Annotated in this window: 23 protein-coding genes; 4 read left to right on the top strand and 19 right to left on the bottom strand. The window is 63.0% G+C overall.

Annotated features, from left to right (window positions below):
• Window positions 1-63: 63 nt before the first annotated feature.
• The 3 genes from HMI60_RS03385 to HMI60_RS03375 all read left to right on the top strand — a co-directional run bounded on the left by HMI60_RS03385 (window position 64) and on the right by HMI60_RS03375 (window position 2206).
• Window positions 64-525, top strand: a complete 462-nt coding sequence (locus HMI60_RS03385; protein ID WP_018777660.1) for an NfeD family protein — start codon at window positions 64-66, stop codon at window positions 523-525.
• A gap of 98 nt (window positions 526-623) precedes the next feature.
• On the top strand, window positions 624-1598 hold the full coding sequence (locus HMI60_RS03380; RefSeq protein ID WP_018777659.1) for an SPFH domain-containing protein: 975 nt from the start codon (window positions 624-626) through the stop codon (window positions 1596-1598).
• A 260-nt stretch (window positions 1599-1858) separates the two neighbouring features.
• Window positions 1859-2206, top strand: coding sequence for an RNA polymerase-binding protein RbpA (locus HMI60_RS03375; protein ID WP_011774875.1), 348 nt, complete (start codon window positions 1859-1861; stop codon window positions 2204-2206).
• A 97-nt stretch (window positions 2207-2303) separates the two neighbouring features.
• Here the strand turns inward: HMI60_RS03375 and HMI60_RS03370 are convergent, their stop codons facing one another.
• The 18 genes from HMI60_RS03370 to HMI60_RS03285 all read right to left on the bottom strand — a co-directional run bounded on the left by HMI60_RS03370 (window position 2304) and on the right by HMI60_RS03285 (window position 23094).
• Complete coding sequence (locus HMI60_RS03370; protein ID WP_193590562.1) at window positions 2304-3047, bottom strand: polyprenol monophosphomannose synthase; 744 nt, start codon at window positions 3045-3047, stop codon at window positions 2304-2306.
• Between the two features lie 167 nt (window positions 3048-3214).
• Entirely contained in the window at window positions 3215-4873 is a 1659-nt protein-coding gene (locus HMI60_RS03365; protein WP_193590561.1) for an amidohydrolase, read from the bottom strand.
• A 49-nt stretch (window positions 4874-4922) separates the two neighbouring features.
• Entirely contained in the window at window positions 4923-7892 is a 2970-nt protein-coding gene (locus HMI60_RS03360; protein ID WP_079581423.1) for an RNA helicase, read from the bottom strand.
• Window positions 7893-7916: 24 nt separating this feature from the next.
• Window positions 7917-8753 carry a twin-arginine translocase subunit TatC gene (gene tatC / locus HMI60_RS03355; protein ID WP_018777654.1) on the bottom strand — a complete coding sequence of 279 codons (837 nt, stop codon included), beginning with the start codon at window positions 8751-8753 and terminating at the stop codon, window positions 7917-7919.
• 6 nt (window positions 8754-8759) lie between these two features.
• A complete protein-coding gene (gene tatA / locus HMI60_RS03350; protein WP_018777653.1) occupies window positions 8760-9044 on the bottom strand; it encodes a Sec-independent protein translocase subunit TatA in 285 nt (94 codons plus the stop codon).
• A 36-nt stretch (window positions 9045-9080) separates the two neighbouring features.
• Window positions 9081-9431, bottom strand: coding sequence for a hypothetical protein (locus HMI60_RS03345; RefSeq protein ID WP_064722161.1), 351 nt, complete (start codon window positions 9429-9431; stop codon window positions 9081-9083).
• Between the two features lie 9 nt (window positions 9432-9440).
• Window positions 9441-11459 (bottom strand): YafY family protein, encoded by a 2019-nt coding sequence (locus tag HMI60_RS03340; RefSeq protein ID WP_189075550.1) that lies wholly within the window; start codon window positions 11457-11459, stop codon window positions 9441-9443.
• A gap of 95 nt (window positions 11460-11554) precedes the next feature.
• Window positions 11555-11950: an FKBP-type peptidyl-prolyl cis-trans isomerase gene (locus HMI60_RS03335; RefSeq protein WP_193590560.1), complete on the bottom strand. Its 396-nt coding sequence runs from the start codon at window positions 11948-11950 to the stop codon at window positions 11555-11557.
• A 74-nt stretch (window positions 11951-12024) separates the two neighbouring features.
• Window positions 12025-12948, bottom strand: a complete 924-nt coding sequence (locus tag HMI60_RS03330; protein ID WP_193590559.1) for an FKBP-type peptidyl-prolyl cis-trans isomerase — start codon at window positions 12946-12948, stop codon at window positions 12025-12027.
• Between the two features lie 129 nt (window positions 12949-13077).
• Window positions 13078-14442: a Pup--protein ligase gene (pafA, locus tag HMI60_RS03325; RefSeq protein WP_018777649.1), complete on the bottom strand. Its 1365-nt coding sequence runs from the start codon at window positions 14440-14442 to the stop codon at window positions 13078-13080.
• A 1-nt stretch (window position 14443) separates the two neighbouring features.
• Window positions 14444-15151 carry a proteasome subunit alpha gene (prcA, locus tag HMI60_RS03320; RefSeq protein WP_018777648.1) on the bottom strand — a complete coding sequence of 236 codons (708 nt, stop codon included), beginning with the start codon at window positions 15149-15151 and terminating at the stop codon, window positions 14444-14446.
• A gap of 1 nt (window position 15152) precedes the next feature.
• The gene (gene prcB / locus HMI60_RS03315) at window positions 15153-15962 is read right to left on the bottom strand and encodes a proteasome subunit beta (RefSeq protein WP_018777647.1); all 810 of its coding nucleotides are present in this window, start codon (window positions 15960-15962) and stop codon (window positions 15153-15155) included.
• Window positions 15963-16040: 78 nt separating this feature from the next.
• Window positions 16041-16244, bottom strand: coding sequence for a ubiquitin-like protein Pup (locus tag HMI60_RS03310; protein ID WP_018777646.1), 204 nt, complete (start codon window positions 16242-16244; stop codon window positions 16041-16043).
• A gap of 120 nt (window positions 16245-16364) precedes the next feature.
• Window positions 16365-17984 carry a depupylase/deamidase Dop gene (dop, locus tag HMI60_RS03305; protein WP_193590558.1) on the bottom strand — a complete coding sequence of 540 codons (1620 nt, stop codon included), beginning with the start codon at window positions 17982-17984 and terminating at the stop codon, window positions 16365-16367.
• A gap of 50 nt (window positions 17985-18034) precedes the next feature.
• Window positions 18035-19843 carry a proteasome ATPase gene (arc, locus tag HMI60_RS03300; protein ID WP_018777644.1) on the bottom strand — a complete coding sequence of 603 codons (1809 nt, stop codon included), beginning with the start codon at window positions 19841-19843 and terminating at the stop codon, window positions 18035-18037.
• A 96-nt stretch (window positions 19844-19939) separates the two neighbouring features.
• Window positions 19940-21004 carry a tRNA (adenine-N1)-methyltransferase gene (locus HMI60_RS03295; protein WP_026267150.1) on the bottom strand — a complete coding sequence of 355 codons (1065 nt, stop codon included), beginning with the start codon at window positions 21002-21004 and terminating at the stop codon, window positions 19940-19942.
• 113 nt (window positions 21005-21117) lie between these two features.
• A complete protein-coding gene (locus HMI60_RS03290; RefSeq protein ID WP_018777642.1) occupies window positions 21118-22281 on the bottom strand; it encodes a site-2 protease family protein in 1164 nt (387 codons plus the stop codon).
• Window positions 22282-23094: an HAD family phosphatase gene (locus HMI60_RS03285; protein WP_079581426.1), complete on the bottom strand. Its 813-nt coding sequence runs from the start codon at window positions 23092-23094 to the stop codon at window positions 22282-22284. It lies immediately after the preceding gene.
• A gap of 30 nt (window positions 23095-23124) precedes the next feature.
• On the opposite strand from HMI60_RS03285, the gene HMI60_RS03280 reads away from it, so the two are divergent.
• Window positions 23125-24030 (top strand): PAC2 family protein, encoded by a 906-nt coding sequence (locus tag HMI60_RS03280; protein ID WP_018777640.1) that lies wholly within the window; start codon window positions 23125-23127, stop codon window positions 24028-24030.
• Window positions 24031-24099: 69 nt separating this feature from the next.
• Here HMI60_RS03280 and mshC read toward each other — a convergent pair whose 3' ends face one another.
• The gene (gene mshC, locus HMI60_RS03275) at window positions 24100-25377 is read right to left on the bottom strand and encodes a cysteine--1-D-myo-inosityl 2-amino-2-deoxy-alpha-D-glucopyranoside ligase (protein ID WP_193590557.1); all 1278 of its coding nucleotides are present in this window, start codon (window positions 25375-25377) and stop codon (window positions 24100-24102) included.
• Window positions 25378-25392: the final 15 nt, after the last annotated feature.

The raw sequence follows: 25392 nt of genomic DNA, 5'->3' as shown, positions 1-25392 counted from the left end.
GGGCTAGGATGGAGGAACAGCGACTGTGATCCCGCTCGCGGGATCCGGGACCAAGGGGGAACGATGTTTGAATGGCTCGGCGAGAATTGGTGGGCTCTCTGGCTCACGGTCTTCCTCGCGTTCGCAGTGGTGGAGATGCTGACTCTCGACCTCTTCTTCATCATGCTGGGCGGCGGTGCGCTGGCAGGCCTGATAGCCGACTTCGCCGGCGCCGACTTCTGGCTGCAGATCGTCATTTTCTGCGTGGTTTCCCTTTTGATGATCGTTTTCGTGCGGCCAGTGGCTTTGAACCACCTGCGCAAGGGACCCACAGAACAGCTTTCCAACATAGACCGGCTCATCGGCCAGCCTGCCCTCGTCATTGAAGCCGTGAGCAGCACCAGCGGGCTGGTAAAAATCGGCGGCGACGTGTGGAGCGCGCGCAGCGCCGCCGGCGTCATTGACGCCGGGGCCACGGTCCAGGTCACCAAGATTGACGGAGCGACGGCGGTGGTTGCTTCGGCTGCCGACAACAGCTCCCGCTGACGCTTAGTCGCACTCGGAATTCAGGCCGTTGCCGGACCGGGGCAACCTGCCCGCGCACAGCCTCATCAAACCACGCAATTGGGGAACGAAGGAGATGTATGGACGGCTTAGGAGGAACAGCAGCGGCAATTGTGCTGATTGTTCTCGTTATTTTTGTCATCATCGTGTTGGTCCGTTCGGTAAGGATCATCCCGCAGGCACGTGCCGGCGTCGTTGAACGGCTCGGAAAGTACCAGCGCACGCTCAACCCGGGACTGACAATCCTGATTCCGTTTGTCGACCGGCTCCTGCCGCTGCTCGACCTGCGCGAACAGGTAGTCTCCTTCCCGCCGCAGCCGGTCATTACCGAGGACAACCTGGTGGTCTCGATTGACACCGTGGTCTACTTCCAGGTCACTGATCCCAGGGCCGCGACATATGAGATCGCCAACTACATCCAGGCCGTTGAACAGCTGACAACCACCACGCTTCGTAACGTGGTGGGTGGACTGAACCTTGAGGAAGCACTCACATCCCGCGACCAGATCAATGGTCAGCTGCGTGGCGTACTGGACGAAGCAACAGGCCGCTGGGGAATCCGGGTGTCCCGGGTGGAACTGAAGGCGATCGACCCGCCCCACTCCATCCAGGACTCGATGGAAAAGCAGATGCGTGCAGAGCGTGACCGCCGCGCGGCCATCCTGACCGCCGAAGGTACCAAGCAGTCGCAGATCCTCACCGCGGAAGGCCAGCGCCAGGCTGCCATCCTCGCAGCTGAGGGTGACGCCAAAGCCGCCATCCTCCGGGCAGACGGTGAAGCACAGGCCATCCAGAAGGTCTTCGATGCCATCCACAAGGGCAACCCGGACCAAAAGCTGCTCGCCTACCAGTACCTTCAGACGCTTCCGAAGATCGCAGAGGGCAGTTCGAACAAACTCTGGATCATCCCGAGCGAAGTTGGCGAGGCCCTCAAGGGCATCGGCGGTGCGCTTGGTGGGAACAGCCCCGACTCCCCTGTCGCGGGCCTCTTCGACGGAGGCTCGAAGACCCCGGAGCCGGTAGGGACAGTGGAACCACCACGTCCCGCCGAGTAGTTCCTGTCCCTTAGGGACAACGCGAGCGGCCAGCCATTCCGGCTGGCCGCTCGCGGCGTCTCCGGGCTTTTGAGTACTCAGCGAAGATCAGCGTATAATGGGATATTTGTCCGGCTGGTTCAGCGTGGACGGAACATTAAAGCTTGGCCAGGCGTTGCAATTAGTGATGCAAGGTGTGCAGAAGTAGTCCGTAGGGATCGTGAAAACGGCTTACGGCTAGCGCGGAGTTCCTGCTCCGCGAACAGACAGAGGGAGTAATCATGAGCGATCGCAGCCTGCGGGGTATGCGTCTTGGCGCCCAAAGCATGGAAACTGAATCCGGCGTTGAACCGGCACCGCGTCAGCGGGTCGAGTACCGTTGCGAGGATGGCGAGCAGGTCTTCGTAACCTTCTCCTCCGAAGCAGAGATCCCTCCCGTTTGGGTTTCCAAAACGGGGAAGGAAGCGCTCCTGGTCGATGGCGAGCGTCCCGTGGACGCCAACGAGAAAGCCGTCCGTACCCACTGGGACATGCTGCTGGAACGCCGCAGCCTTCCTGAGCTGGAGCAGATCCTCGAGGACCGCCTCAATATCCTTCGAGAGCGCCGTGGAGAACGCCGCTCCGCATAGCCGCTAAACGGCAAGCCTTTTGGGCATAGTCTCCAAGACAACAGCAAAGGCCGGGTCTGGTTCCTGATGGAACCGGACCCGGCCTTTCTTGTGCCTGCTACTTCGCGGCTTCGGGTGACTTGCGGGTGATTTTCGCCCAGCGTGCAGCCAGGCCCCACTTGGTGACGTTGATCATGGCTTCCACCACGATGTTGCCACTCATCTTCGAGGCTCCGAGCTCCCGTTCCACGAACGTAATGGGGCGCTCCTCGATGCGAAGGCCAAGCTTGGCCACTCGCCAAGCCAGGTCAACCTGAAAGCCGTAGCCTACTGACTCGACCTCGTCCAGGTTCAGTGCCTCGAGGGTGCTGCGGCGGAACGCCCGGTATCCACCGGTGACGTCCTTGATCTTGACGCCAAGCATGATGCGGGCGTAGGTGCTGCCGATGCGGGAGATGGCCTGGCGGTAGAGGGGCCAGTTCACGACACTTCCGCCAGGAACCCAGCGGGAACCCATGGCGAGATCCGCACCGTCCCGCACGGCGTCGAGGAGGAGGGGAAGCTGCTCGGGCTTGTGCGAACCATCCGCGTCCATTTCGACGAGGACGTCGTAACCGGCGGCCAGACCCCACTTGAAGCCTGCGATGTAGGCGGCCCCCAAGCCTTCCTTGCCCTTGCGGTGCAGGACATGAACCTGGCTGTCCTCAGCGGCGAAGTCGTCGGCAAGCTTTCCCGTGCCGTCAGGGCTGTTGTCGTCGACCACCAGGACGTCGGAGTCGGGTACCGCTGCGCGCAGCCGTCCCAGCGTCACGGGGAGCGATTCCAGCTCGTTGTAGGTGGGAATGATCGTCAGGACACGCAAGAAGAGGCCTTTCCTTGATGGAGCGGTCAGTGTGCCGGACCAGCCTGGCAGCTGGCGTTCTGGCGCAACTCTCCATTATAGGACGACGGCGGCCATGACTTTTGCGGCTGTGGTGCCGGCCACAGGGCACAGTGGCAGTCCCTGTTCTTGGCTTGCAGACGGAACGACTAGACACGAAGGGATTCGTGGGCGAACAGTTCATGTCCCTCACGGACAGTTTGGAGGCAGCGGGGGTCCGACCCTGTGTCGAGGGCGGGCAGGAGCGGTGTCCGTGCGCGGGGATCCGTGCTCCATGACTGTACCCGGCTGTCAGCAACCTGGACCATCAGCTCTTCCACTTCCCACACGGCGAAACTGGCCGGTGCGCCAGGTACGAGTTGCCCCATTAGGGGGTTCCTGTGCTTTGCCGCCCGCCATCCTGCGCGCGTGTGCCCCAGAAACGCCGCACGCGCCGAGATGCGTTGTTCCGGGTTGCTGTGCTCGAGGCAAGCGCGCACACTGGACCAGGGCCGGAGTGCAGTGACAGGGCTGTCGCTGCCAAAAGCAATCGGTACGCCACTGGAGTAGAAGGACGCGAACGGGTTCATGCCGGCGCTCCGGCTGCCAAGGCGTTGCTCGTACAAGCCACCAGCTGCGCCCCAGGCGGCGTCAAAGCCGGGTTGGACGCTGACTGTCACGGAGTACTTCGCCAGCCTGTCTATGGCGGACTGGTCAGCCAGCTCCACGTGTTCAAGCCTGTGCCCCGCTGCCCGGATGCGCTGCTCCCCCACTTCTGCCGCCGCGGCGTCCAGTGCATCCAGTACCGCCGCCAGGCCGGCGTCGCCGATCACATGGAATCCTGCCTGCACGCCCAGTGCCGACGTGGCGGCGAGATGTTTGCTTGCCTCCTCGACCGAAAGGTAGAGGCTGCCGCGTTGCCCGGCGGCATCGGAGTAGTCGTCCAACAGGGCGGCTGTGCGCGAACCGATGGAGCCGTCAATGTTGAGGTCCCCGGCGAGGCCAAGGACGTTGGTGCCCAAGCCGTCCAGAATGGATGTGGCGTGCTCCTGCGAGGACGCCAGCTCACCCCAGTAAGGGAGCACCTCCGGTTGGTCCCCGCCGTCGTTCCAGGACACGGCGGTCCTGAGGTCCTCGGGACCGCAAATATGTGGCGCGGACATCTCGGCCATGGCTACATAGCCGTGCGCAGCGGCTTCCCGCAGCGCTTGTTCCTGGTACCGGCGCCGTTCTTGCTCCGGGAAGTTCCGCGCAGTCAGGCGGGCCGCTGTATGCGCTGCCCGCACCACACGAGCAGTGCCTGTGAAGCCGTCGAGTCCTTCGAGTCCGGCGGCCGCGGCAAGTGAGGGTGAAACCAGTGCAGAGTGAACGTCGACGCGCGACAAATATACGTGCCGGTCACCTGCCGCCCGGGAAATTTGTTCAAGGCTGGGCAGTGTGGGGTTGTCCCACTTCGTCTCATCCCAACCATGGCCAAGGATGGTGCCCGTACCACCCGCGGTGGCAACGGCGTCGAGCAGTTCCACAGCGGAACGGACGGTGCCGAGCTGGAGGCCTGCGAGGGCCACTCCGGTTTCCGTCAAATGGACGTGGGAGTCCACAAACCCGGGGGCCAGCAGGGCGCCCCGAAGATCGATGATCTCCATGGACGAATCGGCAATGGAGGTCGCAGCTTGTTCGGAGCCCACCCAAGCCACGGTGTCTCCGTCCACCACCATGGCCGTTGCAAAGGGATCCGCCGCCGTATAGATAGAACCATTGCGGTACATGGTGACCTTGCGGCCGGATCCGTTGGGGTGCTGGCCGGCAGACGCGCCTGGCTGGTTCATGCTGTGGGCTCCTTGAGCGTTGTCAACAAATCAATCATGGGACGGCCGGCTAGGCCACAGTGGAGTATGCCACCACGCCGCGGCGGACCAAATCGATCGCCTCACGGCAAATCCTGGCCAAGCGGGGGTCGAGCTGCGGGATTTTGGCGAGCTGGTCCAGGAGGTCCACTACCTGCTTGGCCCAGCGGACGAAATCTCCGGCCGCCAGGTCTGTTCCGCTGAGCACCTCCTGGAGATGGCGGCCCTTGGCCCACTTGTACATGGGCCACATCAAACCGAGTTCCGGCTCGCCGGTCAGCGGGAGCCGGTGTTGCTCCTCGGTGTCCTCCAGTCGAGACCACTCACGGACAACCACGTCAACGGCCGTTTCCAGCGAGACGGTTGGCATCTTCGGGCGAAGCCCGCGGTCTTCACGCTTGGCCTGGTAGACCAGCGTGCTGGCGAAGGAAGCCAGTTCTGCCGCATCGAGGTCGTTGATGGCACCCTGCCGGATGGACTGGGAAATGAGCAGGTCTTTCTCCCCGTAGATCCGGCGAAGGCGCTGCCCGTCGGCACTGATGGTGACGTCGCCGGCGTCGTTTGTTTCCAGGTACCCGTAAACGGAGAGGACCTCACACACACGGTCGAAGGTTTTCGCGATGGTGTTGGTACGGCCTTGAATCTGGCGCACCAGCCCGTCGGTCTCCTTGCGGAGCTTCCACCAGCGCTCGGACCACCGCGCATGGTCCTCCCGCTCGCTGCAGCCATGGCAGGGGTGGGCCCGGAGTGCGCGCCGGAGATCCGCAATCTTCTTCTCCTGATCCGGCAGGCGGGCCCCCAGGCCGAAGTCCTCATGCCGGCTGTTCCGGTGGCGTTGGGGCGCGTCCTCACTGATGGCATGGCGCATGGACGAGGCGAGGTCGCGGCGGGACTTTGGCACCTTGGCATTGAACGACTTGGGAATGCGGATCCGGGTTACCGGTGACACGGGACCGTCGAGGTCGTGGACGCCGATCCGGCGGAGCTGGTTGTCCTGGGTCAGTACCGAGGGCCGTGGTTCGCGGGCGTTGGGGTCAACATCAAGGACCACCGCGTGCCCCGCGAGCCTGCCGCTGTAGACGCTGATGACGTCACCCGGGATCAGCCGTGCCAGCGAATCAGCGACGCGTGATTTGCGCGCACGTTGGTGGTCGCGGGCGGCATGGTTTTCCGCGTCGCTGAGTTCGCGCCGGAGCTTGGCGTACTCGGTGAAATCGCCCAGATGGCAGCTCATGGACTTGGCGTATCCCGCCAGTGACTCTTCCCGCCCACGGACCTGTCGGGCAAGGCCCACTACGGATCGGTCGGCCTGGAACTGCGCGAAGGAGGACTCCAGGATCTCCCGTGCCCTCACGCGTCCGAACTGGGCAATGAGGTTGATGCTCATGTTGTACGTGGGCCTGAAGCTGGAGTTCAGGGGGTAGGTGCGCCTGGATGCCAGGCCGGCTACTGCCGCGGGATCCGTCCCGGGTTGCCACAACACAACGGCATGGCCTTCGACGTCGATCCCCCGCCTTCCGGCGCGACCCGTCAGCTGGGTGTACTCACCCGCTGTGATGTTGACGTGAGCTTCGCCGTTGAACTTCTCAAGCTTTTCCAGGACCACGCACCGGGCGGGCATGTTGACCCCCAAAGCGAGCGTTTCCGTGGCGAAGACCGCTTTGACCAGGCCGTCGGCGAAGAGCTTTTCCACCACTTCCTTGAAAGTGGGGAGCATACCGGCATGGTGGGCGGCGAAGCCTCTGACCAACCCGTCACGCCAGCCCCAGAAGCCGAGGACATCGAGGTCGTCGGCAGGGATTTCGTGGCTCGCTTCGTCCACGCGCTGGGCGATGATCTGTTGCTCCCGCTCAGTGGTGAGCCACAGGCCGGACGCTGCGCACTGGGCCACGGCACCATCACAGCCTGCGCGGGAGAAGATGAAGGTGATGGCAGGCAGGAGGTCCTGCCGCCGGAGGCTTTCGATGACCTGCGGGCGGCTCGCCTTGCGTACAGGACTGCGTTGTTCGGACTGCTGGCGCTCGTCACGGTTCCGGTCCTGACGACGGCGGCTGCGGCCACCGTGGCCGAACCGTCCGTTCATGTTCATCCGGCTCTCTGAACGTGCCATGGCCAGGAGGTCAGGATTGACCTCGAATTCGGGTCCGGTCACTGCCTGGCGCACCTTCGTGGCGGACGTTTGCTTGGAAGAGACGCGGCGGCCATTGCTCGGTTCGCTGGATACCTCGCCGGCTTCCGAGAGATCGGGCGCGTCGGTTTCCTGGGCTCCCGGGGCAACCGGCGCGATTTCGTCGAAAGTGGTATCGCCAGCGAAGAGATCCACGATTTCCCGGCCCACCATGACGTGCTGCCACAGAGGCACGGGACGATGCTCGGACACGATCACGTCAGTATCGCCCCGCACAGTGTCCAGCCACGCACCGAACTCTTCGGCGTTGGATACGGTGGCACTCAGTGATGCCACCTGGACCTCGCTGGGCAGGTGGATGATCACCTCTTCCCAGACTGCACCGCGGAAGCGGTCGGCCAGGTAGTGGACTTCGTCCATCACGACGAAACCGAGGTCGCTGAGCGTCTCGGAATCCGCGTACAGCATGTTCCGGAGGACTTCGGTGGTCATCACCACTACCGGTGCTTCACCGTTGATGGTGGTGTCGCCTGTCAGCAGACCGACGTTGGCCGCACCGTACTTTTCTGCCAGTTCCGAGTACTTCTGGTTGCTCAGGGCCTTGATGGGAGTGGTATAGAAAGCCTTGAGCCCCCGCTGAAGGGCCAGGAAGATGGCGAATTCCCCGACGATCGTCTTGCCGGCACCGGTTGGGGCTGCCACCAATACTCCCCGGCCCTCCTGCAGGGACTTGCAGGCTTCGCGCTGGAAATCATCCAGCTCGAAGTTGAGCGAGCCGGCGAAAGCACCGAGATAGGTTTTAGCCTCGGCCGCCCTCTGGGCTGCAGCCTGGTAACGCTCTGATGGAGAAGGAGACCCGGGAAACGAAGACATGCATCAAGCCTAGTGGCCCAAGGTCTAGAGATTCTCCAGATCGGAGGCCGGGGTGGCGATATCCGCAGTGGCCTCCGTCTCGGCAGCCCGCTTGATGGCGCGGCGTTCACGACGGCGGTCGTTGAGGAGGCAAACCCCAATGGCTGCGAAAAACAGCAACAGCATGGGTGCTGCCAGGTAGAACATGCTCATGGCATCCGCGCCCGGGGCGGCCATGGCGGCGAACAAGCACACCAGGAAAATGGTGATGCGCCAGCTCTTGACGAGCTGCTTTCCTTTGACGATGCCGGCCAGGTTCAGACCAACAAGCACCACCGGAACCAGGAAGGCAATGCCGAACGCCAACAGGAGCCGGAGGACGAACGCAAGGTAAATTTCGGCGCTGATGAAGTTTGAACCGCCAATGGGGGTGAAATCCGTCAGGACCCGCACGGCGTTGGGCAGGACAAGCCAGGCAAGAAGAACGCCACCGATAAACAACGGGACCGCCGCAGCCACGAATGACAACGCGAGTCGACGTTCTTTCTTGTGCAGGCCGGGCACAATGAAAGCCCAGAGTTGATAGATCCATACCGGGCTCGAAAGCAGCACGCCGAGGAATACCGAGACCTGGACCATGAGGTCGAACGAACTGGCTACGCCATCGAAGTTCAGTGTCGCAGCGCGACCCTCTTTTTCATTGAGGTCTTTGATCGGCTTGATCAGCGCCTCCAGGAGCGGCTGGTAGACAATGAAGCCCACCACTGTCCCGAGGATGACGCCGATTGCAGCCTTGAAGAGCCGGTTCTTCAGCTCCTTGAGATGGTCAAGAAGCGCCATCCGGGCTTCGGGGTTGGCCTTGCGCCCCTTCGTCTCTACCACTTCTCTTTAGACGCGGTTGGAGGGCGGAACGTCGGTCTCGCCGGTGTTCTGTGCCTTCACGTTCTGTGTCTTGGCGTCCGGGTGGCCCACGACCTTGCCTTCAACGGCGTCGGAACCGTCCTGGGAGTCCTTCGCCTCTGAAGAACCGTCCTTCTTCATTTCCCGGACTTCAGACTTGAAAATACGCATCGACTGCCCAATGCTGCGCGCCATGGACGGCAGCTTCGGTGCGGCAAAAAGCACCAGAGCCAGGACGATGATGATGATGAGATGCCAGCCTTCGAGCCTCATGTGGGGAGGTCCTTTCCTTTTGGATACATCCTACGTCTATCTGAATTCAATGTCGTGCAGGGATTGCGGCTGACCCCGCTCCGCTTTGCGTTGGACACGCTTTTGGCGGCGAACTTCCTGCCGGAAGGCTTTGGCCGTCAGGTAATCATGACGCATCTGATCCGGGGAGGCAAAAATTGCGGATCCCGGTGCGGCGCGGTCTTCGGCGACCTCCACATCGGAGGTTTCCGCGGCAGGAGAAAGGTTGCTGAAACGTTTCCCGGCGTCGCCCAAATCATGAACAGTGGCCATGAATTTCCTGAACAAGCGATAACCCAAGGTCAAGTGAAGGAGCAGGGCAAGAGCTACGAGTGCGATCCACAACAGGATCCAGAACCACCAAGGCATCTGAGTAGTCTAGCCAGCCTGGGCGTCGGAAGCAGAGTCGTACTGCGCCAGGGCAGCCCTCACCCAGGCGAGGGCCTTGTCTTGCAGGGCCTTTGGCTGGAGGATCCGTACCGTTCCACCATGCTGTGCCACGAACATGGGCAACCACCCTGCGTCACCGAACCGTACCTCGGCGAGCAGGCCGCCGTCGGGCAGTTGGGCGGTGCGTTCCGCGTAGTAGTCATCGGCAAGCCCGGCACCCTGGCGGGTCAGCTGGAGCACCACCTGGAGGTCGTCGTCGCTGGGGGTAAACAGCCGCGCGGGGAAGTCCTGGCCGGTCGGTGCGGGGCCCGCCACGGCCCGGCCATTCGGTTCCAGCGACTCCACCCTGTCCAACCTGAAATTCCTGATTCCGGCCTTGCTGTGGCAGTAGGCCTCGAAATACCAGGTGTTGTCCATCGAATAGAGCCGCAAAGGGTCGACGTCCCGCTCGGTTACCTCATCGCGCTGCAGCGACAAATACCGCAGACGCAGCTGTTGCCCGTCCCTGATCGCCTGCGTGATGGTGGCAAAGGCCTCGGACTGTTCCGGTGCCACCGACTGGCCGGCCACTGAACCGGCCAAGCGGCCGGCCTGCCCTGCAGCGCCGGTCAGCTTGATGGTGACAGATTCCAGTGCACTGCCGGCTTCGTCGCCGGCCACGCCAGCCAGTACGGGCAGATCCCCCAGCATGGCCAGGCCGGTCAGCAACGCGGCGGCCTCGTCCTCACTGAAACGGACCGGCCTGTTCAGGTCCAGATGCTCCGAGATATACACATGATCGTTTTCCCACTGTATGTCCAGCAGATCATCCGGGTAACCCTCGGGAAGGCCCGAACAGATGAGGATTTTGAGGTCATCGATCAGATCCTTGCGGGAGACGCCGAAACGGTCAGCGACCTCCTGGATATGCAGGCCCTGGTGATGGACCAGGAACGGCACCAACTGCAGCATCCTTGCCAACTGGTCTTCCGAAGTGCGCTTCCGGGCGCGCGGTGCGCGTCCCGCTTCGGGGAACCCCACCTCCACTGCCGGTGCGGCGCCAAAGTCCTCTGCAGCCTTCAGGCGTCGGACGACGGCGGTGCGCAAGTCGGCCGGTTCTGACACCTTCACCTGCGGGCCGTAGGACGCCAGCTCCTCGGCGAGTTGTTCGGGATCCCTGAAATCAACCTGGATCCGGTCACGGACTCCCCCGTCAGCGGACTGTCCAGTGGCGATTGCCCTCTTGCGCAGCGCCAGCAAGCGGTCTTTGTCCACATCCAGGATGGCCTTTTGAAGTGGCAGCTCGTTGAGCGCAGCGAGCTCAGCCTTGGCGTTGAAGCCTGCCGGAGGTTCAAAACTGCTGCCCGCCACCAAGGTCAGTGCGGTGGTCATCCGCGAGAGCCGGAAGATTCTCTTTGCGCCTCTCCCCCTGTCGAAGCCCACCAGGTACCACTGGCCGAAGCGGCTGCCGAGCCCCCATGGCTCCACCTCGCGGGTTTCCTCGCGGCCGGTGCTGATGGCGAGGTAGCCGAAACGGACGGGATGCCTGCCATGCATGGCGGCAACGACGTCGTCGAAAGCCTGTCCGGCCGGTTTGATCCGCGGCTGAACCCCCGCAGGAAGTTCGACGTCGGTGAATCCGCCGGCGGCCTGCAACTTACGGACGGCATTGGCGGCAGCATTTCCCAGGGCAGCGCGCTCCCACAGTTGGGCGGCCAGCAGGAGGACCGTGCACTCTGCCGGAGTCAGCTTCACTTCCGGCAGCCTGTTGGAGTCCTTACCGATCCTGTAGCGCGCTGAGGCAGGGTCATCGGCGCCGAAGCTGCTGGGGTCCATCAATGTCTCTACCTCGAAGCCGAACTGCTTGAGGTCGGCCTTGTCACGCTCAAACATGCGCCCAAAGGAGACATCGTTTCCGGCGGTATCGTGGTAGACCTTTTCGCGCAGCACGGAGCGTGAGAGCCCCACCTTGGTGTTGAGCAAAGCAAGGAGAAGGTTCAGGAGTCGTTCAGTGCGGGATGCGGACACGGTTGCTACGTTACTAAAGTCCAGCGGGAAAACAGCAAGGCGCGTCACCTGCCGGTTGAACCGGGAGATGACGCGCCCTGCAGAACAGCTGGTTCCTAGCGGACAGCTACGAGGTCAACCACGAAGATCAGTGCTTCGTTCGGCTTGATGGCCCCACTGGCGCCGCGGGAGCCGTAGGCCAGCTCCGAGGGGATTTCCAGGCGACGGCGGCCGCCAACCTTCATGCCCAGGAGGCCCTGGTCCCAGCCCTGGATGACCTGGCCGACTCCGACGCGGAAGTCAAGGGGAGCTCCACGGCCCCAGGAAGCGTCGAACTCTTCGCCGGTGGACCAGGCAACGCCAACATAGTGGGTGGACACGGTGTCTCCGGCCTTGGCTTCAGGACCCGTGCCCTCGATGAGGTCCGTGATGACGAGGTCCGTGGGGACGTCGCCTTCGGGGAAATCGATCTCCGGCTTGGTGCGGTCGAAGTCACGCTGACCAAATGACATGGGTACTCCTTGGTGTCAGTGATGAATTGGTGTCAGGAACCAGCCTAAGCCAGTGCCTGCATTTTCCGCTGGGGTTACTTAACGCCCAGGATGTCCACGACGAAGACGAGGTCGCCCTTGGCTTCGCCCTGGCCGGCTGCGCCGTAGGCGAGGTCCTGCGGAATCACCAAGAGCACTCGGGAGCCGACAGTCTTGCCCTCCAGCCCCTGGGTCCAGCCCTTGATTACGCCGGTGAGCGGGAAACTGGTGGACTTTCCGCGGTCGTAACTGGAATCGAACTTGGTACCGCCCACGAGGTTCACGCCTACGTAGTTCACGGTCAAGGTGTCGGTTGCCTTGACGACTGCACCCTTGCCCTTGATGAGATCCTGGGCAATAAGTTCCTTGGGCGCAGCAACACCGTCAACGGAGATCTGCGGGATTCCCTTGTCGTCTTCCTTCACCGTCGGCAGACCGGCGGGAGGAGTGACAGTATCGCCTTCGGGCTTGTCCAGCACGGGGGCCGGATCCTTGGCCGAGAGCAGCTTGAAGACGACCAGCTGCGTAGAGGCGGCCGGTGAAGCCGAGGCGTTGCCGGGAGCTGCGAAGGCAATCTGTGAGCCGATCTTGGCTCCGACGATTGCGTTGTAGATCTGCTGGTTGCCGGACTTCAGTTCGTCCGTCAAGTCGATCGGCTGAGGCCCGTTGGTGTAGGCGTCTTCCACCGTCTTGCCGTCGTTGCCGTCGACGGCCACGTAGACAAGCTCAGCCGTCTGGCCGGCCTTTACGCGCTCTCCGTCACCTTCGACAACCACCTTGACGGTGGGCTCGGTGACGCTCAGCGGCTTCGAGAACTCAACGCCGGGGGCCTTGTCGTTACCGTTATCCGTCACTTTCACGGAGTCGAGCTTGGAGGGGTCACCGGCGGACTGGCTGGTGGGCTCGGCGGCCGGGTTGCTTCCGCCGCACGCGGTAATGAGCAGCAGGGCAGGAAGGAGAATTGCTAGGAGTCGGCGCACAAAAAAGACACTTTCGTCGGGGCAAGGGACACTCGGAACAGCGCAAGGCGCCTCCAAGCAGGTTGTCTCCTGGAAAGAGACCACTATCCAGAATAGCCCGGAAAGCTGGGAGCCAGCTTATAGGGACGTTCAGCCCATGGAGTCCAGGAGGGCGTCCACCCGCTCATCTTCGCTCCGGAAGGGATCCTTGCAGAGGATGGTCTGGTGTGCGCGGTCGTTGAGCTTCAGGTGGACCCAGTCGACGGTGTAGTCTCGGCCGAGCTCTTGTGCCCGACGGACAAAATCCCCGCGCAACTTTGCACGGGTGGTCTGCGGTGGTGCGTCCACGGCGTCCTTGACGTCGGTCTCCGTGACCAGCCTGCGCGCAGCTCCCCTGGACTGGAGCAGGAAGAACAGTCCCCGCTGCCTTGAGATGTCATGGTAGGTCAGGTCCAGTTGCGCGATCCGCGGCGAATCCAGGCTGAGTCCATGCCGCCGCATATAGCTGTCCATGAGCTTCTTCTTGATGGCCCAGTCAACCTCGGTGTCGATGGTGCTGGTGTCACCGGACTCGATGGCGTCCAGCGTTCGCTTCCACAAGTCAAGGATGAGCGGAACATGCTGATTGTGGGCGCCGTTGGCCGCCACGAACTCCGTGACTTTGGTCAGGTACTCGCGCTGGATATCAAGGGCCGTGAGTTGCCTGCCGTTGGCGAGCCGGACGAGCGCCCGGCCTGTGAGGTCGTGGGAGATCTCGCGGATGCTGCGGATGGGGTTTTCCATGCGCATGTCCCGCATGATGACACCGGACTCGATCATGCGGAGGATCAGGTCGACGGTGCCGACCTTGAGCAGAGCCGAGGTTTCGGACATGTTTGAGTCCCCCACGATCACGTGAAGGCGGCGGTAGAACTCGGCATCCGCATGGGGCTCGTCGCGCGTGTTGATGATGGGACGTGATCGGGTGGTTGCCGATGACACGCCTTCCCAGATGTGGTCGGCGCGTTGGGAGAAGGCAAAGGTGGCTCCGTGCGGAGTCTTCAGGACCTTGCCCGCCCCTGCGATCAACTGACGGGTGACCAGGAACGGAATCAGGATCTCCGCCAAGCGGGAGAATTCCCCGCGGCGCGGAATCAGGTAGTTCTCATGGCTGCCGTAGGAGTTGCCGGCCGAATCCGTATTGTTCTTGAAGAGATAGACGGTTCCGTTGAATCCCTCTGCGGCGAGCCTTGTCTGGGCTTCGTCCACGAGGTCGTCGAGAATGAGCTCGCCGGCCCGGTCGTGCGCGATGAGCTGGGCAAGGTCATCGCACTCGGCTGTGGCATATTCCGGGTGCGAGCCTACGTCCAGGTAAAGCCGCGAGCCGTTCGTCAGGAAGACGTTCGAAGACCTTCCCCAGCTGACGACCTTCCTGAAGAGGTACCGGGCCACTTCCTCAGGCGCCAGCGGGCGTGAATCCGGGCTGGAATAGGAAATCCCGAACTCTGTTTCGATGCCGAATATTCGTTTGTCCATCTCAGGCCTCCTCGTTGAGCAACCGGGTCATGTCCTCGGGCAGCAGGCGCCGGAACGCCCTGCGTGATCCGCGGTGGCTCTCCGACGCGCGGTAGAGGACTGCCGCCTCGACGGCGGTGGCCGGAAGGGCTTCCACTTCCTTGTCGACTGCCAGCGCGCGCAGGGCCAGACGCATGGCGCCGGCCAAACTGAGCTCGGACTCCCAAGCCCCGCGGACGACGTCGGAAATTTGGTCTGCCAGGCCGCCCATGACCACGAAACCGTTCTCATCGGCGATGGAACCGTCGAAGGTCAGCCGGTAGAGGTGGTCCTGCTCCTGTGCCGCACCGACCTCCGCCACCGCCAATTCCACCTCGAAAGGCTTTTGTTCTGCAGTGAACACAGCTCCCAGGCTTTGTGCGTACACGCTGGCCAGCCCGCGGGCCGTGACGTCTTCGCGGTCGTAGGAGTAACCGCGGACGTCGGCATAGCGGACCCCGGCTTGCCGCAGGCTCTCGAACTCGTTGTACTTGCCCACCGCTGCGAAGGCAATTTTGTCGTAGATCTCCCCGATCTTATGCAGGGATGGTGACGGGTTCTCCGCGATCAGGGCGATGCCGTCGGCGCAGCTGATGACCACTACGGACCGGCCACGGGCGATGCCCTTCCGGGCAAAGTCCGCGCGGTCCTTCATCAGTTGTTCCGGAGAAACATAGAACTGCTGCGTCATGTCAGGCCTCCCGTCCGGCGATGGCGCGCGATTCAACGATTGCTCCGGCGATTGCTGCGAGGTCGCGCTCCGGGACCCTTCGGTTACCGGCTCTGTTCACGGTATAGACCACCGGCCAAAGTTGGCGGACAGGGTCCGGACCGCCGGTCGCGGAATCGTCGTCCGCGGCGTCGTACAGGGCTTCGACTGCAACAGCGACCGCGTCTTCCTCGGAGAGGTTGGGCTTCCACAGCTTCTTCAGGGCGCCCCTGGCAAACACCGATCCTGAGCCTACTGAGTGGTGTTCCTGTTCTTCATAGCGGCCGCCCGTGACGTCGTAGGAGAACAGCCGGCCAATACCGCTGACGTGGTCGAATCCGGCGAACAGCGGGATAACGGCCATCCCCTGCATCGCCATCGGGAGATTTCCGCGGATCATGGCCCCCAGGCGGTTGGCCTTGCCCACCAGGCTCAGGAGCGTTCCCTCTATTTTTTCGTAATGCTCCAGCTCCACTTGGAACAGCCTGGTGATGTCGATGGCCAGGCCGGCCGTGCCGGCGATGCCCAGCACCGAATATTCATCGGCCGGAAAAACTTTCTCGATGTGCCGGCTGGCGATGACATTGCCCATCGTGGCGCGGCGATCGCCCGCCATCAGCACGCCGCCCGCATACGTCAGTGCGACGATCGTGGTGGCGTGCGGCGATGACGGCACGGTGCCGGCGGGAAGCGCCTGGCTGAAGGGAAGGAGTTCAGGACGAGAGCGTTGGAGATGCTCGGTAAATGAAGACGTTGCCTGGGTGGCCAGGGGGCCGTTTGATGGGTCCTGCATTGCTGCACTCCTTCGACTCTGCGTTCCGGTGCCCGGCGGCCTCACGCCGTCCGGGTTGTGAATCCTTGTACGGGCCGGTTACTGGCCGCCCTTTTGGACGAAAGCCCTGACGAATTCTTCGGCATTGGATTCCAGCACGCCGTCGATTTCGTCGAGGAGATCATCCACGCCCTGTGTTGCCTCGGATGCCTGGGCTTCGGGCGCTGCAGGCGGAGCCTCCGGGACGTCCACTTCTGCTTCGGTTTCCCGTGACTGTGGTTGTTGCTGTTCCTGAGCTGCCATTTTCTTTCTCCCTACTGTCAGTCCCCTGAAATTGGGGACTTCCTACTGCCATATTGCCACGCTGCGGGCCGCTTCGTACGGCTTTGGACAAGTACGAATGTTGCTGTGCCGGACACGTTCTCAGGCCCTTGCCGCCGGCGGATTCTGGCCCAGCAATTCGGCCAGGAACGCACCGGCATCCTGGTGGCGGTCGAACAGTGCGCCGGTCAGGGCCTGCGTCCCCCGCAAGGGCTCGCGGGTTGGTACCCGTTGGAGCTTTCCCAGCCCTGGAACGTCGAAAATGACCGAGTCCCAGCTGGCGCCGACAACGTCCCGGCCGAACCTCGAAACGCACCGGCCGCGGAAATATGCGCGGGTGTCCGACGGCGGCTCCGTCACCGCCCGGGCGATGTCGGCGTCGTCCACCACGCGCGTCATGCGGTTGTTGGACAGCAGCCGGTAGTACAGCCCTTTCTCGGGCCGGATATCGGACCACTGCAGGTCCACCAGGCCAAGCCTGGCATCGTCCCAGCCCAGTCCGTCCCTGTTCCGGTACCCTTCCAGGATCGATTTCTTGGCCACCCACTCCACGGAAGACGCCGCAGATCCGACATCGGATCCCAGAGCAGTCAAAGTGGATTCCCAGCGCAGGAGGACGTCGTGGGTGTGGCCGTCTCCGGTCACCGAATCAGCCACGCCGGTTTCCTGGGCAAGCTTTGCCGCGGCCTCGTAGTACATCCATTGAAGGTCCAGGGCCGTCACCCTGCGTCCATCCAGCAGCCGGACTGTAGCAGCAAGCGTTGTGTCATGGCTGACGGCCTGAAGCGCCTGGACGGGCTCGTGGACCTCGATTTTGGGCGCCTGACCGGCTTCAATGAGGCTCAGGACCATGGCTGTGGTCCCGAACTTGAGGTAGTTGGAGGCCTGGCTGAGGTTCGCGTCCCCGATGATGACGTGCAAGCGGCGATACTTGTCCGCCGTGGCGTGCGGTTCGTCCCGGGTGTTGATGATGGGACGGCGGATCGTGGTCTCCAGCCCCACCTCCGCTTCGAAGAAATCGGCCCGTTGGCTGATCTGGTAACCGGGGGTGGAACTGTCCTGCCCCAAGCCAACGCGACCAGCACCGCAGGTCACCTGCCGGGACACGAAGAACGGCGTCAGGCCCCGGATGATGTCACCGAATGGAACCGAACGTGGCATGAGGTAGTTCTCGTGTGAGCCATAGGAGACCGACTTGTTGTCGGTGTTGTTCTTGTAGAGGTTTATGGCAGGCAGGCTGGTATCAGCAGCAACCTTCCGGACTGTGGCAAGCGCTACGACGTCGCCGGCTGCATCCCAGGTCACGGCATCCCTGGGGTTGGTGACCTCCGGGCTGGAATACTCCGGGTGCGCATGGTCCACGTAGAGACGCGCACCGTTGCCCAGGACCATGTTCATCAGCAGCGAACCGGATTCATCCGCGCCATCCAGTTCCAGTTCCTGCCGGCCGTACGCCAAGGCGACGGCTTCGGCGTCGAGAACCGGTGGCTGGTCGGTGAGCTGGCTGGGGTCGGCAGCCGCGCGGTCCACGGTCCAGCCCCGGGCGTCGTGCAGCGGCTCTTCGTCGGTGTAGTCCCAACGCGTCTCCGCTCCTCCTGCCGCCCGTTGCCGGGTCACAGCGGCGTAGGCCTGGATGATCCTGGCGGACATCATGGTGGCGTTCGCGCCGGGTGCCGACGGCGCGTGGATACCGTATTCCGTTTCCGAGCCCATGACACGCATGGCACCGCCTGCAGGCAAGCTTCCGGCCTGTGTACCTTCGGGTCTTGCTGTCACAGGTACTGGCCCGTGTTGGCTGTGGTTTCGATGGACTTGCCCGGTTCCTGACCGGCCTTGCCCTGGACGATGGTACGGATGTAAGTGATCCGTTCACCCTTCTTGCCCGAAATCCGTGCCCAGTCATCCGGGTTCGTGGTGTTCGGCATGTCCTCGTGCTCGCGGAACTCATCCACCACCGCGCGCAGCAGGTGCTCGATCCGAAGACCCTTCTGGTTGTTGGTCAGAAGGTCCTTAATGGCGTACTTCTTGGCTCTGTCCACCACGTTCTGGACGACGGCGCCCGAATTGAAGTCCTTGAAGTAGAGCATCTCGGTGTCACCGTTGGCGTACGTGACCTCGAGGTATTCATTGGACTTCTCGGTGGAATACATGGCTTCCACGGTGCGCTGGACCATGGCATCCACTGTGGCCTGGACGTCTCCCCCGTACTCGGCGAGGTCCTGGGCATGGAACGGCAGGTCCGTGGTGATGTACTTGCCGAAAATGTCCGCCGCTGCTTCGGCATCAGGCCGCTGGATCTTTACTTTTACGTCCAGCCGTCCCGGACGGAGGATGGCTGGATCGATCATGTCCTCGCGGTTGGAGGCGCCAATGACGATCACGTTGTCCAAACGCTCCACGCCGTCGATTTCGCTGAGCAGCTGCGGCACGATGGTGGTTTCGACGTCGGATGAGACCCCGGTGCCGCGGGTGCGGAAGAGGGAGTCCATCTCATCGAAGAAAACTACGACGGGGCTGCCGTCCGAGGCCTTTTCGCGGGCCCGCGCAAAAATCAGGCGGATGTGGCGCTCAGTCTCGCCCACGTACTTGTCCAGGAGCTCGGGGCCCTTGATGTTCAGGAAGTAGCTCTTGAGGTCGGTGTTGCCGGCGCGTTCTGCCGCGCGGGCCGCAAGGGAGTTTGCCACCGCTTTGGCGATGAGGGTCTTGCCGCAACCCGGAGGGCCGTAGAGCAGGATTCCCTTGGGGGCCTTCAGGCCATGTTCGCGGTAAAGGTCCGGATGCAGGAACGGCAGTTCGACGGCGTCGCGGATCTGTTCGATCTGGGGACCAAGTCCGCCGATGTCCTGGTAGGTGATGTCCGGGACTTCCTCCAGGACCAGGTTCTCCACTTCGGCGCGCGGGACCTTCTCCAAGGCGTAACCCGTCCGCGAGTCCAGTGACAAGGCGTCGCCGACCTTCAAGTGAAGTTCCTGGAGGGCACCGGAGAGCCGGACCACCCGTTCTTCGTCGGCGCGGCCGACCACCAAGGCGCGGTCCTTGCCCAGCATTTCCTTCAGGGTGACCAGCTCGCCGGCCCGCTCGTATCCGAGCCCTGCCACGATAAGGAGCGCCTCATTGAGCAGGACTTCCTGGCCGACAGCCAGCTGGTTGAGGTTCACCAGCGGGCTGACGCCCACCCGCATCTTTCGGCCCGCATTGAAGATGTCCACTGACTCTTCGGTGGCCGCCTGCCCGGAGTTACCGGGGGCCGGCTGCTTCCGGGGGTTGATCTGGAGCACCGTGCCGAAGCTGTAGGGCGGCTGTCCTTCTTGCTCCAGTGCCCCTTTGAGACGAAGTATTTCGGCCTTGGCAGTTTCCAGCATGCTGACAAGCTTGCTGTTGTTCTGCGTGGCGGCAGCCAGCTGGCGGTCAATGTGGCGGAGTTTGTCCCGAAGGATGTTGATCTGCCGTTCGGCAACAGTCAGGTCCGTCGAAGGTTCCTGCGGTTGAACCGGGGCGGGACCCCGGTCCGCCCTCTCCTCTGCCGCTGTGTTTGCATCCTCCGGCGTCGGCCGTCCAAGGTCGTTGTTTGGCGTATCCACGATTCATCAGCCCCTTCCTGCGCTTAACAAGACCTTAGTCCCGAAAAGCGCAGGGTGCTGGGTGACATCCGGAATACGGACCCTATTGTGACCTTTTCAGTTTGTGACCGTGGGGTCGTCCTGGACGTTGGTGCCGGCGATGGCGTCACGGGCGGCCCGGCGGAGCTTTTTGTCCGATACGGAGCGTTCCCCGACTGCGCCGGGGGTCCAGGCGTTGAGGTCCTCTTCGCTGAATTCGGTCTTGGAAGGACGACGCTTCACGGAAATCCCGGTTACGCCATCAGCCAGCCGGCGGGTGACGAGCAGGAAGCCGGTGTGGGCCACCATGCGGTGGTCGGGACGGACGGCCAGGCCTTCGAGGTGCCAGCCGCGGACCATGGACTCCCAGGCGTCAGGCTCGGTAAAGCGTCCATCAGCGCGGATGGCCTCAGCTGTGCGGGACAACTGGGTGACAGTGGCTACGTAGTTGATCCAGACGCCGCCAGGGGCCAGGACCGTTGCCACCGCGTCCAAGCACTCCCACGGGGCAAGCATGTCCAGGACGACCCGGTCCACGGACCCGGGTGCTTCGGCCTTGACGACTTCCTCCTGGAAATCACCGAGGGAAATCTGCCACGCGGGGTGGGGGCCGCCGAAGATTGTCTCGACGTTGCCCCTGGCAATGTCCGCGAATTCTTCGCGGCGTTCGAAGGAGTGCAGGTAGCCACCATCGCCAACTGCACGGAGCAGGGAAATGGACAGCGCGCCGGATCCAACGCCTGCTTCCACAACCCGTGCGCCGGGGAAGATATCGGCCATGGTGACAATCTGGCCGGCGTCTTTGGGGTAGACAACTGCGGCCCCACGCGGCATGGACAAGACGAAGTCGGACAACAGCGGGCGCAGAGTCTGGTACTGCTGGCCGACGTTGTTGCTGACCACGGAACCGTCCACTTTGCCGATGATTTCATCGTGGTTCAGGAAACCGCGGTGGGTGTGGAACGCCCCGCCGACTTCCAGGGTGATGGTGTTCATGCGGCCGCGTTCGTCAGTGAGCTGGACCCGCTCGCCCACACGGAACGGCCCGCGACGCCGCGCAGCGCCCGTCGGCTGCGGGGCGGAGCCTGTGGCTGCCTCGTCAGGGCCTGCGCTGGCCTCGGGGGCGGCGGTTTCGCTGCTCATGTGGTTTTCCTCGCTCTTGTACGGCTGGGCCGCGACGTGTTGCTGGCTGGTGGCGCCAGGCAGAATGGGTTCTTTGCTTTGACGACCGGCATGTAACTCTACCGGGCGCATGGTCAGGGGCGACCGCTCCTGCGGGCTTCCTTACCTGTTATGGCTGTCACTACGGCCTCCTGGCGGAGAAGGCCGGTGACGATTCCGTTATGGTCCACCACAGCGTATTCGCCGCCCTCCAGGCGAGCCAAGTACTGGATCAGTTCCTGCCCCTTTGACCATTCCGGGACGTAAGCCCCTGCTGCCAGGGCGTGGGCAACCGCGGTGACGGGCGTCGTCGTCGTGGCTTCCGGCGGGACGCTGGCGGTGGCACCGCTGTCCACCACTCCTTGCGGCCTGCCATCGGGGCCGCAGATCACGACGGCGGGACTCCCTGCGGGTGCGATGGCCAGGACATCAGCCACGGTAGCCGTGTTCGGCACGCCGACAGCGGGCTCTGCCAGACCGGCGGCACTGACCAGATACAGCCTGCTGCGCAGCTTCGCGTGATGGATGGAGCTCGAAGCGCTCATCCACAGGAAACCGCAGACGAGGACAGTAATAACCGTGTACATCAGGTTGGGCAGCTGCCCTTGCAGGAAGGGCACAACGATGAACCAGATGACCAGGGCAACCACGATGATCCGACCCGACCAGCCGGCTGCAATGGTTCCCTTGTCCTGGCTGCCGGTGGCTTTCCATACAGCGGATTCCACCAGCCGGCCGCCGTCCAGCGGCATACCGGGCAGGACGTTGAAGATACCGATCACCAGGTTTGCCAGTCGCAGGATGTCCGCGAGCATGGCGGGTACGCCGGTCAGGGTGTCCGTTGACAGAATCGCCCACATCACTCCGGCGATGACGAAGTTTGAAGCCGGTCCCGCCAGGGCAACGGTGACGGAGCGGCCCGGGGAAGCCGTGAAGTTCTCGAACTGCGTGTGCCCGCCCCAGAGATTGAGGACGATTTTCTCGCTGGGCCACCCGAACGCCCGGGCGCTCAGCGCGTGTGCCAGTTCGTGGATCAGCACCGACACAGCAAGCAGCAATGCGATGGCCAGCCCAACCAGGTATCCCCAGTTGCCAATGCCCGGGAACAAGTCGATGACAACCGGGCCGTAGAAGACAACGGTGATGGCGGCGATAACGAACCACGAATATGCCAGGTACACAGGAACGCCGGCGATCCTGCCCAGTGGGATGCCTTCCCGCTTTGTCACAACATGGTGCGGAGTGGTGGGACTGCTCACCTAGTTGGCCCCTTCAACGAGGTTGACTGACGGGAAGCGGTCGAAAACCAGCTGCTCGACGTCCGAGGTGGTCCGGCCCGCGAGAGTGGGCCACGTGATCATGCGGGGGTCCTCCGGCAGGGGTACCTGATGTGGAATTCCCACCGTTACTACGCCTGAAGCGATGGCGGCAGTAGCGCCGGGTACGGAATCTTCCAAGGCCACGCAATGGTGGATGGTCAGGGAGGGGTCGTCCAGCCTAAGGCGTTCAACCGCCGTCAGGTAGGCCTCCGGGTGCGGCTTGCCGTTGGTGACGGTGTCGCCTGTGACCATGAACTCGAAGTAGGGCTTGGGTAGGCTCTCCACCACCACGCCGGCGAGGGGGCCTTCCGACATGGTCACCAGCGCGCAACGGATGCCCGCGGTGTGAAGCTCATCCAGCAGTTCACGCGCGCCTGGCCGCCACGGGACTTCCCGGCGAACCTCGGCGATGACTTGCGCGCTGAGGGTGTCCACGATTTCACGGGCCTCAAGCCCGACACCGGCGGCCTGCAGAACGGCAGCCGAATGAAGCAGGGACTGTCCCACCAGCTGCATGGCCTGCTGGTGCGACCAGGTGCCGCCATACGACTCCACCAAGGCTCGTTCGGCAGCGATCCAATAGGGTTCGGTATCCACGAGTGTGCCATCCATATCCCAGAGCACGGCTTTGAGGAGGGGCTGGCTGGGTAACGAATGCATGGTTTCCAGTCTACGTGGAACCTGGTGGTCGACAGTCCTGGCGTTGTGCTGTGGGCGAATATGGGACACGCGTTGACACGAAATGCCATGCAACCATCAGGGTCTTCGACGTAGGGTGAGTGGATGAACAGTGTGGACGGGACCCCCGAAGGGCAGGACATCACCGCGGAGCCCGAGCGTTTCCTGAAGGAACCCGCGGAAGGCCAGCGTGTCACCGTAATGATCGCTGCATTTGAGGGCTGGAACGACGCCGGTGAAGCTGCCAGCGATGCCCTGCACTACCTGAACAAACTATGGGACGGCAAGAAGGTTGCCACCGTGGACGCCGAGGAATATTACGATTTCCAGTTCACCAGGCCCACCGTGCGGCGCACTTCTTCAGGTGCCCGCAAAGTTAAATGGCCATCGACCCGGATCTATAAGGCAGCCGTTCCCGACAGCAACGTGGACGTCGTTTTTGTCCTCGGAACTGAGCCTTCCTACCGGTGGCGCGCCTACACAACCGAACTTTTGGTGCACGCTGAAGCGCTGAAGGTGGACGCCGTCATCCTGGTGGGCGCGTTGCTTGCGGACGTTCCGCACAGCCGGCCCATTCCGGTCAGCACCACCACCGAAGACAACTCCTTGCGGGAACGCCTCAACCTGGAAGCATCACAGTACGAGGGTCCCGTAGGCATCGTGGGGGTCCTTGCCGAATTCGCCTTGCTGGCGGGCCTGCCGACGGTATCCCTTTGGGCCGCAGTCCCGCACTACGTTGCGCAGCCGCCCTCCCCCAAAGCCCAGCTTGCTATCCTGCACCGGATCGAGGATCTGCTCCAGGTACCGCTGGACAGCCATGCACTCGCCGAGGAGTCTGAGGCATGGGAACGCGGGGTGGATGAACTTGCAACGGAAGACCCTGAAATTGCCGCGTATGTGCGCCAGTTGGAGGAAGCGAAGGACACAGCAGACCTTCCGGAAGCCTCCGGTGAGTCCATTGCCCGGGAATTCGAGCGTTACCTTAAGCGACGCGGTAAAGAGCGCCCGTAAGGACCCCGTACCGCAAAAGGAACGGCCCCGACACTCGTCGGGGCCGTTCTTTTTGCCGGGGTTCGGGACTTAGAGTTCCACCCCGAGTAAAGCGTCGATGGCGTCGGAAACCAGTGCCGCGTCCTGGGCGGACGCTTCCGCCCCGTTGCTTACGGCGTCCTTGGCCCACTGGTCGACGGCGGCCAGCGCGCCGGGGGCGTTGAGGTCGTTGGCCAGTTCCTCCCGCATGGCGGAAACGAGGTTGCCTGCCGAACCGGCCGTGGCCTGTTCCAGGGCTGCCCGCCAGAGTGCGAGCCTGTCCTTGGCTGCAGCAAAACCCTCATTGGTCCAGGACCAGTCGGAGCGGTAGTGGTTGGCAAGGATTGCCAGGCGGATGGCGGCAGGTTCTTCACCGGCTGCGCGGAGTTTGGAAACGAGCACCAGGTTTCCCTTTGACTTGCTCATCTTCTCGCCGTCCAGACCCACCATGCCGGCGTGGCAGTAGTGGCGGGCCAGCGGAAGGCCGGAGAGTGAATAGGCGTGGCCGGCTCCCATTTCGTGGTGGGGGAAAATCAGGTCCGATCCCCCACCCTGCACTGTGAATGGCGCAGGGAGGTACTTCTGCGCGATCACGGTACATTCGATGTGCCATCCGGGCCTGCCGGCTCCGAGACCTGCTCCCGGCCAGCTGGGCTCACCGTCACGGGCGACCCGCCACAGCAGGGGGTCCAGCGCGTTTCGCTTGCCTGGCCGGGTGGGGTCTCCCCCGCGCTCGGCGAACAACGTGAGCATTTCGGTTTCGCCCAGGCCGGAGATCTCACCCAGCTTCCAGGCGTCAGTGGCGCTGGAGCGCTTTCCGGCGGTTTCGACGTCGTAGTAGACGTCGCCGTCGGGCTCGCCGTCGCTGCCCTGGACGCGATAGGCGACACCGTCGGCGATGAGTTTCTCGATGGCGGGCACGATGTCGGGGATGGCCTCGACGGCACCGATGTAGTGATTTGGTGCGAGAACGTTCAGGGCGTCCATGTCGGTTTGGAACAGGTCGATCTGGCTTTGTGCCAGATCACGCCAGTCAACGCCAGTTGCGGTGGCCCGCTCCAGGAGGGGGTCGTCGACGTCAGTAACGTTCTGGACGTAGGAGACCCGGACGCCCGCGTCGCGCCACGCCCGGTTCAGCAGATCGAACGACACATAGCTTGCAGCATGGCCCATGTGCGTAGCGTCGTAGGGCGTGATGCCACAGACGTACATGGATTGTTCCGCCTGCCGCTCCACCTCCACGACACGGCCGACGGCGGTGTCGTACAGCCGGATGGGCGGCATGCTGCCGGGCAGCTCAGGTACAGGGCGGGAGATCCACGATTTCACGACTCAACCTTAGTG

Origin of the sequence: Paenarthrobacter sp. YJN-D, from assembly GCF_015040335.1 — a bacterium.
In the GTDB taxonomy this organism is placed as follows: domain Bacteria; phylum Actinomycetota; class Actinomycetes; order Actinomycetales; family Micrococcaceae; genus Arthrobacter; species Arthrobacter nicotinovorans.
The sequence above is the reverse complement of the archived record's forward strand: the minus strand, read 5'-3'. Positions and strand labels throughout refer to the sequence as shown.